The 13,867-nt window shown below is 47.9% G+C and carries 15 protein-coding genes and 1 pseudogene; 14 read left to right on the forward strand and 2 right to left on the reverse strand.

Annotation, left to right across the window (positions count from 1 at the left end; genetic code table 11):
* The first annotated feature begins 202 nt into the window (after positions 1 to 202).
* From GC098_RS38615 to GC098_RS38625, 3 genes are read left to right on the forward strand one after another with little or no spacing between them, the layout of a single operon-like run.
* Complete coding sequence (locus GC098_RS38615; protein ID WP_171649626.1) at positions 203 to 496, forward strand: hypothetical protein; 294 nt, start codon at positions 203 to 205, stop codon at positions 494 to 496.
* A gap of 39 nt (positions 497 to 535) precedes the next feature.
* Entirely contained in the window at positions 536 to 2,344 is a 1,809-nt protein-coding gene (gene recQ / locus GC098_RS38620; protein ID WP_171649627.1) for a DNA helicase RecQ, read from the forward strand.
* 20 nt (positions 2,345 to 2,364) lie between these two features.
* A complete protein-coding gene (locus tag GC098_RS38625) occupies positions 2,365 to 2,676 on the forward strand; it encodes a 4a-hydroxytetrahydrobiopterin dehydratase (protein WP_171649628.1) in 312 nt (103 codons plus the stop codon).
* On the opposite strand, the gene GC098_RS38630 is transcribed toward GC098_RS38625, so the two are convergent.
* Complete coding sequence (locus GC098_RS38630) at positions 2,665 to 3,168, reverse strand: GNAT family N-acetyltransferase (RefSeq protein WP_376774081.1); 504 nt, start codon at positions 3,166 to 3,168, stop codon at positions 2,665 to 2,667. The two genes, GC098_RS38625 and GC098_RS38630, sit on opposite strands and share 12 nt — an antisense overlap.
* A 48-nt stretch (positions 3,169 to 3,216) precedes the next feature.
* Between GC098_RS38630 and GC098_RS38635 the strand changes: the two genes are divergently transcribed.
* The 8 genes and pseudogenes from GC098_RS38635 (at position 3,217) to GC098_RS38670 (ending at position 10,930) form a co-directional block, all read left to right on the forward strand.
* Entirely contained in the window at positions 3,217 to 3,876 is a 660-nt protein-coding gene (locus GC098_RS38635; RefSeq protein ID WP_171649629.1) for a hypothetical protein, read from the forward strand.
* 81 nt (positions 3,877 to 3,957) lie between these two features.
* Positions 3,958 to 4,431, forward strand: a complete 474-nt coding sequence (locus GC098_RS38640; RefSeq protein WP_171649630.1) for a GNAT family N-acetyltransferase — start codon at positions 3,958 to 3,960, stop codon at positions 4,429 to 4,431.
* 30 nt (positions 4,432 to 4,461) lie between these two features.
* Positions 4,462 to 5,298: a sulfurtransferase gene (locus GC098_RS38645; protein ID WP_171649631.1), complete on the forward strand. Its 837-nt coding sequence runs from the start codon at positions 4,462 to 4,464 to the stop codon at positions 5,296 to 5,298.
* A 271-nt stretch (positions 5,299 to 5,569) separates the two neighbouring features.
* Positions 5,570 to 6,241 carry an ArsR/SmtB family transcription factor gene (locus GC098_RS38650; protein WP_171649633.1) on the forward strand — a complete coding sequence of 224 codons (672 nt, stop codon included), beginning with the start codon at positions 5,570 to 5,572 and terminating at the stop codon, positions 6,239 to 6,241.
* Positions 6,220 to 7,524 (forward strand): MFS transporter, encoded by a 1,305-nt coding sequence (locus GC098_RS38655; protein WP_171649635.1) that lies wholly within the window; start codon positions 6,220 to 6,222, stop codon positions 7,522 to 7,524. The genes GC098_RS38650 and GC098_RS38655 overlap by 22 nt, the downstream gene beginning before the upstream one ends.
* A 49-nt stretch (positions 7,525 to 7,573) precedes the next feature.
* The gene (locus GC098_RS38660; RefSeq protein WP_171649636.1) at positions 7,574 to 9,145 is read left to right on the forward strand and encodes an ABC-F family ATP-binding cassette domain-containing protein; all 1,572 of its coding nucleotides are present in this window, start codon (positions 7,574 to 7,576) and stop codon (positions 9,143 to 9,145) included.
* A 243-nt stretch (positions 9,146 to 9,388) separates the two neighbouring features.
* A complete protein-coding gene (locus tag GC098_RS38665) occupies positions 9,389 to 9,961 on the forward strand; it encodes a helix-turn-helix transcriptional regulator (RefSeq protein WP_171649637.1) in 573 nt (190 codons plus the stop codon).
* A pseudogene (locus GC098_RS38670) lies at positions 9,945 to 10,930 on the forward strand (BtrH N-terminal domain-containing protein). The gene GC098_RS38665 and the pseudogene GC098_RS38670 overlap by 17 nt, the downstream one beginning before the upstream one ends.
* 89 nt (positions 10,931 to 11,019) lie before the next feature.
* Here GC098_RS38670 and GC098_RS38675 read toward each other — a convergent pair.
* Entirely contained in the window at positions 11,020 to 11,676 is a 657-nt protein-coding gene (locus GC098_RS38675; protein WP_171649639.1) for a DUF2306 domain-containing protein, read from the reverse strand.
* A 230-nt stretch (positions 11,677 to 11,906) separates the two neighbouring features.
* Between GC098_RS38675 and GC098_RS38680 the strand changes: the two genes are divergently transcribed.
* From GC098_RS38680 to GC098_RS38690, 3 genes are all read left to right on the forward strand, one after another.
* Positions 11,907 to 12,542: a TetR/AcrR family transcriptional regulator gene (locus tag GC098_RS38680; protein WP_171649640.1), complete on the forward strand. Its 636-nt coding sequence runs from the start codon at positions 11,907 to 11,909 to the stop codon at positions 12,540 to 12,542.
* A 16-nt stretch (positions 12,543 to 12,558) separates the two neighbouring features.
* A complete protein-coding gene (locus GC098_RS38685) occupies positions 12,559 to 13,068 on the forward strand; it encodes a DUF4188 domain-containing protein (RefSeq protein WP_171649641.1) in 510 nt (169 codons plus the stop codon).
* Between the two features lie 244 nt (positions 13,069 to 13,312).
* A complete protein-coding gene (locus GC098_RS38690; protein ID WP_171649642.1) occupies positions 13,313 to 13,867 on the forward strand; it encodes a hypothetical protein in 555 nt (184 codons plus the stop codon).

Below are 13,867 nucleotides of genomic sequence, written 5' to 3' on the forward strand. Positions count from 1 at the left end.
CTACCCTCCGAGCGGTACATTCCTTCTTCCATAGTAACAGATTTTTCCCGAAATTGCCCATTTCCACAGTTTATGCCAAAGGGGTTTTTTTTACACATCAGAAAATAAGTTCTCATCGGGTTAATAGGTGTTAACCCTGCATTCCTGCCTATAATATGATAAAGTGAAGCTATACGAAATGCTTTTGAAGGGAGACTGTGCGATGGGCATTAAATATGGCAGAGAATATAAGGACATTGTCACTGATTTCGTGCGTGGCATTGAGATGGTTGATGGATTTTATGAACTGTTGGAAATGAATGCGGACGACTGGCAGGAGCTTGAAAAGGACGAACAGGAAGAATGCCTGCGAACGCTGGCTGACGATATTTTTTACGGATTAGGAAACGCGCCTGTGATGCATGTAGGAGCCGGATCCGTCCGCCATGATCCGAATAATCACGTGCTGAAGGTTCATGACGGGGAGAAGTTGGTTTCCGTCATCTATTTGGTATAAATAAGGCAGAAGTGTGATATAGAAAGGTGTATGGAAGTTATGTTGGATGGAGCAAGGAAGGTTTTACAACAAGTTTATGGATACCCGGAATTTCGCGAGGGCCAGAAGAATATCATTACGAATCTGCTTGAAGGTCGAGATACGCTAGGCATTATGCCGACGGGCGGAGGTAAATCGATCTGTTATCAAGTTCCTGCCATGCTTATGGAGGGAGTGACGCTGGTTATTTCACCGCTGATCTCCTTGATGAAAGACCAAGTGGATGCGCTCCATGTGCTTGGTGTTCCGGCAACTTTCATTAATAGCACGCTGGAAGCTAAAGAAGTGGAACAGCGGATGCAAGGCGCCATGCAGGGCAAATATAAACTGCTGTATATCGCGCCCGAGCGGCTGGAGTCGGAACGATTTCGTGCTCGAATGTCTGCGCTGAACCTTCCGCTAGTGGCTATTGATGAAGCGCACTGCGTGTCGCAATGGGGGCATGATTTTCGCCCGAGCTATGTGTCGATTGCTCCGTTCATTCGTGAGCTGCCTAATCGCCCGATTGTCGCAGCCTTCACAGCTACGGCTACTGCCGAAGTAACAGCCGATATTGCGAGACTGCTTGATTTGGATCAAGCGGGCATATTCGTCAATGGTTTTTCACGGGATAATCTGGAATTGACGATTCTGCGCGGTGAGAATAAGCGGGATTACATTCAGAATTATGTGAAAGAACATACGCATCAACCTGGTATTATTTATGCAGCTACGCGTAAGGATGTTGAAGAGCTATATGAAACCTTACGCAAAAAAGGCTTCGCCGCAGGGAAGTACCACGCCGGTCTAACCGATGAAGAACGCTCCTACATGCAGGAGGCGTTTCTATACGATGATATTCGCGTAATGATCGCGACGAACGCTTTCGGGATGGGTATCGATAAGTCCAACGTCCGTTATGTCATTCACTACAATATGCCGAAAAATATGGAGGCTTACTATCAGGAAGCCGGTCGCGCTGGTCGTGATGGAGAGCCGAGTGAGTGCATTCTACTGTTTAGCGCGCAGGATATTATGACACAGAAGTTTTTGATCGAGCAGAATCAGCTCTCACCGGATCGTAAAGCGAACGAGTACAAGAAGCTGCAGACCATGATCGACTTTTGCTATTCGCCAAGATGCTTGCGCAACGTCATTCTGCACTATTTTGATGAAACGAATATTAAAGATACTTGCGGCAATTGCAGTTCGTGCAAAGATGATCGCGATACGGTGGATATCACCGTCGAAGCGCAGAAGATTTTCTCCTGCATTCGAAGGATGGGAGAACGCTTCGGCATCTCGATGGTCGCCTCCGTGCTCAAAGGCTCGAAGGCGAAGAAGATTGTTGACTATCGCTTCGATCGTCTGCCGACTCATGGCATTATGCGAGATCTTCCGGAGAAGGAGATTTCTGATCTGATCAACGTGTTGATTTCAGAAGGGTTTTTGCAGCTATCGGATGGTCAATATCCGGTTGTGAGGCTGATGCAGCCCGCAGCAGAAGTGCTTCAAGGGAAGCTGCAGGTGAACCAGAAGGTACGCAAGCAGCAGGTTAAGGTTGCCGCTATTGATAACACCTTGTTCGAGCAGCTTCGCCTGCTTCGTCGGGAAATTGCCGCACGTGAGAAGGTGCCGCCATATATTATTTTCTCGGATAGCACGCTGCGTGAAATGAGTGAGATTTGTCCGACATCGGAATCCGCCATGCTGCGAATCAAAGGTGTCGGCGAAGTGAAATACCGAAACTACGGGAAGCCGTTCCTGGACCTTCTTCGCACGTATGCAGGAGAGAGCGAATTGGGTGCGGTCGCCTATGATTTTGAATAAAATCAGAGGAGTGGTGATAGGTGAAGCTTGGGAACACTGACATTGATCAGAAGCTTGAGGAGGTGACTGGCTGGACGACAGACGATCACAAATGGATTGTGCGTAAATATCGATTTACGGCATTTATGCAGGGCATAAACTTCGTGAATGAAGTCGCCAGCATAGCGGAAGACGTTAACCATCACCCCATGATCGCAATCGATTATAAGATGGTCACGCTGCGACTTACGTCCTGGCATGCAGGCGGCTTAACTGATTTGGATTTCGAATCCGCTGCTAAATTTGATCAGGCTTTTGCTTACATTATTACTGGCAGTGGATCAGCTGATTAAGTTCGGTCCGTAATATACCATGCAGTGAAAGGCAGCCATCCCTGTGGGAGTCAACTTTTCATACGTGTCTGTAATCGTAAAACCAGCTCTCTCGTACGTCCGGATCGCACGTTCGTTCCAGACGAGAACTTCTAGATCAATCTCCTGCAGGGGCGCCCGGCGCCCAGCTTCTTGAACAAGAAGCTGGACGAATTGGGTACCGATTCCGTTCCCTTTCCCGCAGAGATCCGGTCGAAGTCCTAGTCCTAAACGTGTCACCCCAACAATGGGGAAAAATTGAACGAACCCAGACAATATTCCGTTTTCATCCACCACAGCTCGATACTGCTCGGCTCGAATTTGAGGGTCAGCGAATTCTGCTTGTTCATGAAGCATAGTCTCCCAAGGAGACCAATTGTATAAATCGTATGGAGGCGAATACTTCCAAGTGCAGAGCTCCTGGCAATTCGCTTCATTTAGGGGTAAGACGCGCCATGGTAAGCTTGCATTCACCGTCATGTAATCAGTTAGCACCCTTTCTTCTATTGGCTGGAGGTTTAAATGGTTTGGTATGTTGATATACCCATTAGCACAATTACAATATTGTCCATGCTCATATTGGGATTAACCCTATTTCGAATCTCTTTGAGAACAAAATGGCCACTTGTGCTGCTTGTTTCCTTCTTTACTTCTAGTTTATTTAGTTTATTTCTTTCCCAGAAGTGGGCGGAGAGCTTGCAACCTATGCTCATTATTGTAATAGAAGCGGTCTATATTCACTATATATTTCGCTTGCGAAAGCTGCATGCGCTTATGGTTGCCTTTCTCGGATCGCTTGGCTATACGATTTATTTGGCCATTGTTCTATTTATTATGCCGCTCGTTACGCATATTTCTCTGGTTACTTATTTAGAGGGGCTTGATTCCTCTTATCGTGTTTTGAAAATGGTGGCCGCATCGCTTACGTACCTCACGGCTTTGGTTCTGGTTAAGAAACGCTTAGGATTTACCGTTCGAATCGAGTTAAGCTCGAAAAGTGCTTGGCTTCCACAGAAAAATGTCCTGCTGCATGTGTTTCTCTTGGCATTTGTACTGTTCTCACTGACTTATTATGGGGTTACGTTGAAAATAACGTCCATATTCTATTTCACAGCAGGCTTATGCCTACTATTAGGGTGGATCATTTATCTCCTGTATCGGAAGGAAATGGAAGACATTTAACCGAGGATACCTTTCATCATAAAGGCAAGATTTGGGGTACAATGAGTATATAGACTTAATAGGAATAGGAGGTCATCCTAAATGACCCAAGTTACGATTCGTGAAGCGGTAATGCAAGATATTCCGCAGTTGAAAACGTTAATGCTCGCTTATATTGTGGACTTCTATCAGTATCGACAACCCGAGGATGAGAAGTTGAACGGATTGATTCACCAACTGCTTGAGCAGAAGGAAGGTATTCAATTCGTAGCGGAGACGGAAGAGGGGACGCTGGTTGGCTTTGCGACCTTATATTTTACCTTCAGCACTTTACGTGCGTCCAAGATAGCGATTATGAACGACCTATTCGTCATCGAGGCTGAACGTGGTCAGGGTGCTGCAGCCAAACTATTTGCTGCTTGCAAAGGCTACGCCGCGAGAAATGGATATGCCAATTTAACGTGGACAACGGCCAAAGATAACTTCCGCGCCCAAGCATTTTACGATAAAATGGGTGGAGATCGCAGTGATTGGCAGACATACTCCGCTAATCCGACAAGTGGAATGGGCGATTAATCGAATGACGAAAGATGGTGGCATGAAACTGTGGAAAATATCGTAAGTCAAACTTGGCTGCTAGATCAGCTTGGCGATGCGAACATCGTGATTGCGGATTGCCGCTTTGCGCTAGGACAACCAGAATCAGGCAGACAGAATTATGAGAAAGACCATATAACAGGAGCTGTGTATGTAGACTTGGAGAAAGACCTCTCCGGTGCCAAAATGGCGCACGGTGGTCGGCATCCGCTCCCTGATCTAGGAGCCTTCTCTATCCTCGTGGGCAACCTCGGGATCGATGGTACGAAGACCGTCGTGGCTTACGACGATCAAGGCGGAGCCATGGCTTCGCGGCTATGGTGGATGCTGAAATTCCTCGGTCACTCCGAGGTATACGTATTAGATCAAGGGTATTCAGCGTGGAAAACTGCTGGCTACCCGGTTACCGATGAAGTGTCCACGGTGTTCCCGCGGACCTTCTCACCGAAGGTGCATCGCGCCATGCTTGCGAGCATGGATGAGGTCAAGGATAAGCTCGGCCGTCCAGGCACCGTGCTCGTTGACTCGCGCGAGGAGCGCCGCTACCTCGGCTTGGAAGAGCCGATCGATGCGGTGGCTGGCCACATCCCGGGCGCGCGCAGCTTCTTCTGGAAAGGCGTTCTCGGTGAGAACGGCGCTTGGTTGTCAGCTGCGGAGCAGGAACAGCACTTTGCCGCGCTGCGCGATGCCGATGAAATCATCGTCTATTGCGGCTCCGGCGTGACGGCTTGCCCGAACGTGCTGGGACTTAGTGAAGCGGGCTTTGATAATGTGAAGCTCTACAGCGGAAGCTGGAGCGATTGGATCTCGTATGAGGACAATCCGATTGCGAAGGGCGAAGAGTAAGAACTGGGAAGCCGCGTCGCACGCGGGTTTGAGGGCTGTGACAGGTTGCCGAGAGGTGGGCTGTTGCGGCCCTCTTTGCGTTTGTGGAGTAATATTCTTGATCAGAGAGCGATAATGCATCCTCTTCTGCGTTCGAGCGCACGCTTGAAACTATGTGCCGTGTGCCTGTATCTGAGTCAATGCCATATGACGATGATATTATTTCTTGACGAACAGCCTGCTCACATTTTAATATTCAATTAATGAATTGAATGTGAAAGGATGAACGATCATGGAATTTGTACCCGAGGCAACCCCTTCCGCAAAAGAATTTAAAAATGAACTGTTTCAGCAGTTAGCTCGGGTGGGGAAGTGTCTATCCAGCGACAAGCGGCTTGAAATCTTGAGCTTGCTTGCTCAGGGGCCTAAGTCGGTAGAGAAGCTGGCCCAAGTCACGGAGATGAGCGTGGCTAACGTATCCCGCCATCTGCAGGTTTTGCTCGATGCCAGGCTAGTGAAGTTCAGCAAGAAAGGTACATATGTCATCTATTCGTTGGCTGACCCTTCCATTGCCGCGTTTTTGTTTGCTTTGTGGAACATTGGCGAGAGTCAGCTTGCGGACGTCGCGCGGATTAGACAGGAATTTTTACACGAGTACGAGGATGTGCGGACGCTATCTTTGGAGGAAGCAAGGACGAAAATGGAAGCCGGAGCGATCATCCTGCTTGATGTACGACCGAGAGACGAATATGAGGCTGGCCATCTCGCGGGAGCCATCTCCATACCGATGGAGGAGTTGGAACCGTATCTTCACAATCTGCCTAGGCCCGTTGAAGTTGTGGTGTATTGCAGAGGCCCCTACTGCATCAGTTCGACGCAGGCCGTTGCCAAGTTGCAGCGTGAGGGAATCACGGCATACAAGCTGGAGGGGGGAGAGCATGAATGGCTGAAGGAAGTGAATTAATTAGAGAATACATTCATTCTCCTGAGAAACAGCAGCAGTTGTATCGGAAATCGTTGATGATCGTGATCATCGCCCAGTTATTCGGCGGAGCGGGACTCGCGGCCGGCGTCACGGTCGGAGCGCTTCTTGCTCAGGATATGCTCGGGACGGATAGCTTAGCTGGGGTTCCTGCGGCGCTATTGACGCTGGGCGCGGCCTCGTCGGCACTGTTTGTCGGACGGCTTTCTGGGCGTCTCGGCCGTCGGGTAGGCTTAACCGCAGGTTTTCTTGCAGGGGGTGTCGGCGCGATCGGAGTCGTATTCGCAGCCATTGCTAATAGCCTTCCACTGTTGTTCGTTTCGATGCTGATCTATGGAGCCGGTACGTCGACCAACCTGCAGGCGCGTTATGCGGGAACCGACTTAGCTCAGCCTAAGCAGCGTGCGAGAGCCATCAGCTTAGCCATGGTATTCACGACGTTTGGTGCGGTTGCGGGGCCGAACCTGGTGGGGGTCATGGGACGATTCGCGACTTCTGTCGGCGCCCCTGCTCTGTCGGGCCCGTTTATGCTCGCGGCGGCCGCTTTTATTCTTGCGGGTCTGGTGATGTGGGCTTTGCTCCGTCCAGATCCGTATCTCGTTGCTAAAGCGATCGCCGAAGCGCAAGAAGCGAATCCATCCAAAGCGACGGTTAATGCGAATCTCATGGCGCCAGCTGTCCGTAACCGGGGAATCATCATCGGGACGACCGTGATGGTCTTGACGCAGGTCGTGATGGTCGCCATCATGACGATGACGCCGATACATATGAAGCATCACGGACATGGGTTGAGCGCTGTTGGCATGGTGATCGGTATACATGTCGCGGCGATGTTTCTGCCTTCCTTGATAACAGGAGTTCTCGTAGACAAGGTCGGGCGAACGTTCATGTCCTGCGCAGCGGGGTTCACGCTGCTGTTGGCGGGACTGTTTGCCGCATGGGCTCCGGCCGATTCGATGGTCTGGCTCATCGTCGCTCTGGCACTGCTTGGACTCGGCTGGAACTTCGGCCTGATCAGCGGCACCGCGCAGATCATCGATGCGACTTCCCCGGCCACACGTGCCAAGACACAGGGAACCGTGGATGTCATGGTATCATTGGCGGGTGCATCGGGTGGAGCGTTGTCGGGTATGGTCGTCGCCAATTCCAGCTTCGCCGTCCTCTCTCTGGCGGGCGGGTTCCTGTCTCTGCTGCTGATCCCGGTTATGATCTGGTTGCGTAGGGATCGGTCGATAGATCAAAACGAGAAGAGATTAGCACAGTGATCTAGTGTTATAATCACGCTAGACTGACAGAGTTAGAAGGGTGATAGACATGAGTGTAATTCGTTTGGAGAACGTCACTAAGAAATATGAAGATTCCCTGATCTTTCGCGATATCTATTTTCGCGTGACCCAAGGAGAGCGTATCGGCCTAATCGGGCGGAACGGTGCCGGTAAGTCGACGGTTTTTAAGCTGATTATGGGTAAAGAAGAGCCGACGTCCGGAAAAGTGGAAATAGATCCGCAAGTTAAAGTAGGGTACTTCTCCCAATTCTCGGAAATGCGAGGAAGCCTGTCCGTTCAGCAAGAGCTGGAAATGTGCTTCGAGCAGGTTGTTCTTATCGAACGGGAGCTGCTGGAAGTTGGAGAAAAGCTGGGATTGGTCACCGAAGACGGTGAAATGGATCGGCTGTTGACGCGGCAGGCGGAGCTATTCGAACAAATGGAGCATTTGGACGGCTGGAACGTATCTGTCGAGATTAACACAGTTCTTACGAAGCTGGGATTCAATGAGAGGTCGCGCAATCAGCCTATCGATGAGTTGTCCGGAGGTTGGAGAAACCGTGCTGCGCTTGCCAAGATGCTAATCGAGCTGCCTGATGTTGTCTTGCTCGACGAACCGACGAATTACTTGGATATGGAAGGTATTACGTGGTTGGAGCAGTGGTTGTATCGCTTCAAAGGCGCTATGATTCTGGTGTCACATGACCGGCAATTTATTGACAAAGTAGTCACGCGAACGATCGAGATCGAGAACTATCATTTTCAGGAATATGAAGGGAATTACACCGACTATATCCGCAAAAAGAAGATGCGCAAGAAGGAATTGGACCGCCAGTTCGAGTGGGAGGAAGAGCTTCTTCTCATGGAGTCAGAAGCCATTGACAGCCGTGCAAGCAAGAAATCTTCAAAAGACCGTCTGTCCCGCCAATTGGCGGATAACAAAAAGCGGATAGAGCCGCACCCCGTAAATGTTCTAATCACTGATATTTATGAGAAACTGCGCTTTCCGGACAAGCTATGCGAAGTCAAGAAAATAGGGCAGACCTACGATGATCGGCTGATCTTTCAGAACGTCAGCTTCGACATTCAGAAGGAAGACCGCTTAGTCATCGTTGGTCCAAACGGAAGCGGGAAGTCCACGCTCATTAAGGTGCTTACGGGTCAGGAGAAGCCAGAATCCGGCGAGGTAATCTGGGAGAAGGGCGTAAGCTACGCTTACTTCAACCGGATGTGGGAGGAGCTCAATCCTAAGGATACCGTTAGCCACGCAGTGAATACGTACGGTTTGGGATTGGATGCCCCACGGAAAAAGGTGAACAAATTTCTAGCCATGCTGCAATTCTCGGAGATGGATCTAAGCAAATTCATCGGTAACCTATCCGGCGGACAGAAGGCCAGGGTCGCGCTAGCGAAATGCCTTCTCTCCGGTGCCGCGGTCATTATATTGGATGAGCCAACCAACCATCTGGATTTAACGAGCATTCAGGTTATGGAGCAGGCGTTGATCCATTTCCCCGGTGCCGTAATTACGGTAAGCCATGATCGGTTCTTTATTGACAAAATCGGGACGAAAATGCTGACCTTCGACCCGGAATTGGGGATAAGCGAACAGAATTTGTAGGAAAGAGATTTCTCATTTGGAAGGTGAGAAGTAAAAGATGAAAGACCGCGTCGGACGCGGGGTTAAGGGCTGTGACAGGTTGCGATGAGCGCCTGTTGCGGCCCTCTTGTGCGCTTAGCAGCGCAACCGACTAAGGAGTGAAGGTCTCCAGCATACCGAGAGGTGGGAGAAGTGCATAGCCTTGATCTTATATTACACTAGTGTTATATTACATATATGTAATATATAAAGAGGAGGTAATTAATGAGTCGTCTTTCCAACGTGGAATTTATGCTGCTGCAGATTATTTCGGAATCCAAACAAGCGTCGGGGTACCAAATCAATAAGTTGATAGAGCTTAGAGGCTACAGGGAATGGGCGAATATAGGTACTACTTCTATTTACGCCGGTTTGCAGAAGCTGAAAGACAAACAATTGATCCGATCCGAAGATTCCGGCCATAAGTCCGGCAAAGGACCTTTGCCGTCCACGTATGTCATGATGGAGGCCGGTATAGAAGCATTGAAAAATGAAATCATCATAAGCCTAACTTCCGCGCGGGAACGGGATAACCGTTTCGATCTCGGGCTCGCTGGTCTCCCTTTTATAGGGAAAAATGAAGCCGTGGAAGCTCTGCGGAAACGGCAGAGCTTTCTTGATGAGACATTGAGGAACCTAGGGCAGAAATATGAAGCGCAAGGCGGCTATCGATTGCCGTTGCATGTTAGAGCTCTTTTTCTTCACCCGATGAGCCTCATCGAGAATGAACAGACATTTGTCGCAAATCTGATCAACGAATTAACAGAGGAACTGGAGGGACATGCCCATGATGATTGAAGGTTTTACTCTTTTTCAGGGAGAACACTGCGAGACGACAGCGATGGGCAATCTCCTTCAACATGAAGGTGTTCGTCTATCCGAGCCGATGTTATTCGGTATTGGGCAAGGTTTGGGATTCATTTATTGGGATTCGAAGGGAATGGATTTCCCTTTTATTGGGGGTAGGTCGAAACCTGATGAAATGTCTGCTTGCATAGCATCTCGGCTCAATTTGAATATCAGGGCGCAAGAGACCTCATCTGTTACAAAAGCATGGCAGAACGTACAAAACTACATAGATCGGGGAATTCCTGTTGGCCTTAAATTGGATTCGTATTATTTAGATTACTTTACGAACAAAATACACTTTGCAGCCCACTATGCGGTGATATATGGCATGGATGACGAATATGCCTATATGGCAGACACAAGCCAACAAGGCGGACTAGTGACAACGAGATTGTCGAATTTGACCTTGGCAAGAAACGCAAAGGGGCCCATGAGCTCCAAAAATCGCTCCTTTACGATCGAGCAAACGGATACTCTTCCTCCGCTTGTACCCGCCATTCGTTCATCCCTTATCAACAATGCTCATGACTATTTGAATCCGCCCATCCGTAATATGGGGAATAAAGGAATCAAAAAAATGAGCAATGAAATCCTGAAGTGGCCTTCTAGAAGCAAGGATTTAGAGAAAGATTTTTGTTTGACTGCTTTATTGATGGAAAGAGCGGGGACTGGCGGCGCCTTATTTCGAAACCTGTATAGAGATTTTCTAAAAGAATGCGTTGATTTGTTCGGTGATCTAAATTAGAGCAGGCATACTTTCTGTTTGCGGAAATCGCGCCGATGTGGAGTGGTGTTTCGGCGTCCATCGACAATGCGGGAAGAACCGGAAATCAACAGGAGCTAAGACTTGCATCCGAGCTTTTGGGCGACATTGCTGAGAGAGAACGAGTAGCCATGGAGTTTTTATTGGCAATTTAACTTTACAATTGGATTCGCAACTCAGAATGAAGCAAGATGACTCCTATTCAAAGGGGTCATCTTTTTCAGGTTTATTCATGTATCCTCTACTACCGTACAAACGTCCTACTGTTCGTACGTTTCTTTTCACCAATGATAAGCTCTGCGAACAACAAATTGGGTATCCAACAAATCCAGGCGATAACGAAGAAAGTATCGTTCGTATCGGTCAGTCCCAGAAATACCGCAGCCAGCGCGGTATATATCCGTAGGGTGATTGCTGCGCAGCTAAGTGCGTAATTTCGTACCATCCAGCGGCCATGATCAGCCGTATCGCGATCGACGATGATGCTCTTTAGACTGCGGAAGAGAGTGTAAAGCCATAGAACTGACAGCGATCCAAAGCCAAGTTGCGCGAACCAACCGCCATTCGCATAAAAAGCTAAGTACAGACCGGTTATGCCCCCGATTGTAATCATTGTCGAGTACAAATAGCCAATCAAACGATGAATGTTCGGTGCATGATGGCGAAGCTTCTTGATAAACTGAAGCCAGCCTATAGCAAGTGCTATTCCAGCCGAGATGGCATGCGCCCAGAGGATGTTGTACCACAAATCGGGCAAACTGCCTTTTCCCGTTACGAGCGGCTGCTTATGGAGATGGTCAGGCGTTCCATACATGACCAAAGCATAAGCTCCAATTGCCAAAGCTAAAAAAGCCAATAGTCCAAATGCCCAAGCGCGAATCGTACTTCGTCGTACTCCCATTATTCATCCCTCACATTCGGTCTTTTTTATCGTTGAGTTGATTCTATCATCAAGGCGACCACTTCCAAAAGCGACTTCAGACGGAGTGATGACCCCACCCAAAGTCGGGGATGGAGCTGCCGTGAAGACCTTCTTAGGGAGCATTTGTATAAACCGCTTCACCTTGACAAAATAACTTAACGCGTGTTAAGTTATTTACTAAAGTTAACTATGGTTATGGGAGATAACTCATGGATCGGTCAGCTATTTCTTTAAGGGAATTAAAAAAGGCAAGAACCAAGGTGGCATTGTATGAAGCCAGTTTGTCACTAATAGGTGACAAGATGTTTCGAGACATGATGCTCGATGATATTTGCCGGAAAGCGGAAATATCCCGGGTTACGTTCTTTAAGTTTTTTCAAAAAAAGGAAGATTTGCTCATTTATTTTATGCGTGTTTGGTTAACGGAACGTATCATTGAGATCGAAACGGAGGGTAAACGCGGCTTCTCGGTTATCCAGCATGTGCTCCATAAAGTGGCGGAAGAGGCCGAGGAAAGAGCGGGATTGATGCCAAGTTTGATATCTTTTCTGGCAGAAATGAACATGCATCCTTGCATGCCGGAACTCAGCGAAGCGGAGGTTCATTTGCTGTTCCCTGGTCATGAAGAAGTTGGCGCGCAGACACCTGACATGTATAAACTGTTTCATCGTTGCATGACCGAGGCGGATACGGATGGAAAGCTAAGAAAAGAATTTACGGTGGAAACAGCGGTAAAGGTGTTGTTTACGGTGTTTTACGGAGCATTTTTGACCGCTCAACTATATGGTTCTAAGGATATTAAGGGCTTTTATAACACCCATCTACAATTGCTTGAAAATAGGTAAAAGGAGCGATGAATGCATGAGTAAAGTAATTCCGGGCAGGTTTACGGCGCAGATGGATGGTTCTTTCGTTGTCTTTATCATTGGTATGAGAGTGAATAAATTATGGGCTCTACATAAGTGGCTGCCTGTGGCCAAGGCCATGAATCCGATGCTTCAGGAATTGTATCGCAACCCTGAATTAGGTTTTGTAGATGCCAGTTTTCATCTCTCTTGGCGAGGCGTGACCCTTATCCAGTATTGGAAAACTTTCGAGCAATTAGAACACTATGCTAGACATGGTGCAACCCATTTAGAAGCGTGGCGTAATTTTAATAAAAAGGTTGGTACGGGCGGCGTGGTTGGGATCTACCATGAAACCTATCTGATTCCTGAAGGAAATTACGAATGTGTGTATAACAACATGCCTATCTCTGGACTTGCAAAGGCTGGACGTCACGTCCCTGCTGTCGGTAAACGAGAAACGGCAAGCAGAAGGCTGGGGCGGGATGGAGAGCCTGCTGTTCCAACGCCTTCTAATCCGGCATAAGTGATTGCAGTGTGGATGAGTGGAGGCCGCGATAATCCCAATAGGTAATTTTTAAGGACTGAAATAGGTTGCCTTCGGGTAGGCTGTTGCAGTTCTTTTTGTTATGGAGGAATGCTTCATATGTTGTAGTCAGGGGATATTCCCCTCTCTAGTAAAATTTTGTAGAATCTTGACCTAATTTGTCATCCAAATATGCTAGAATAATAGAAATGCATGGAAATAATAGACAGAGGGGCTTCATTTTATGAAAAGCAAAAGTGGTATATTTGTTATTGGTTGTCTAGGCTTTATCGGGATATTCGTATTAATTGCAATTATTAGTGCAGCTATGATTTGGAGTCATCGAAATACGGCTATTGCTCTTGATGAGCAAATTAAATCGCAGCATGTCGCGAACAAATCGAATTACGATAATATGTGGAAACGATTTAAAGAAATGGCACAAGTGACAGATATGCAAGCGGATGATATCAAAAAAGTGTATACCGATCTGATTGCCGGTCGTTACAATGATACGCAGGTGCTTTTCAAAATTGTTCAGGAACAAAATCCTCAAATGAGTAAAGACGTGTACAACAAGCTCCAGAACGAAATTTCCGCCGGACGCACGGAGTTTGACCGTAATCAGAAGAAAATTGCAGATCTGGTCCGTGAATATAATACGCATATTCGAAAACATATCGTTATGAATGCTATATTCCATTTTCAAACGATGGATGCAGAAAAGTTCATCATTACGTCCGATCGAACGACCGATGCTTATCAAACAGGCAAAGATAATGAAGTGAAGTTGAGGTAG

Source organism: Paenibacillus phytorum, assembly GCF_013141715.1.
GTDB classification, from domain to species: Bacteria; Bacillota; Bacilli; order Paenibacillales; family NBRC-103111; genus Paenibacillus_E; species Paenibacillus_E phytorum.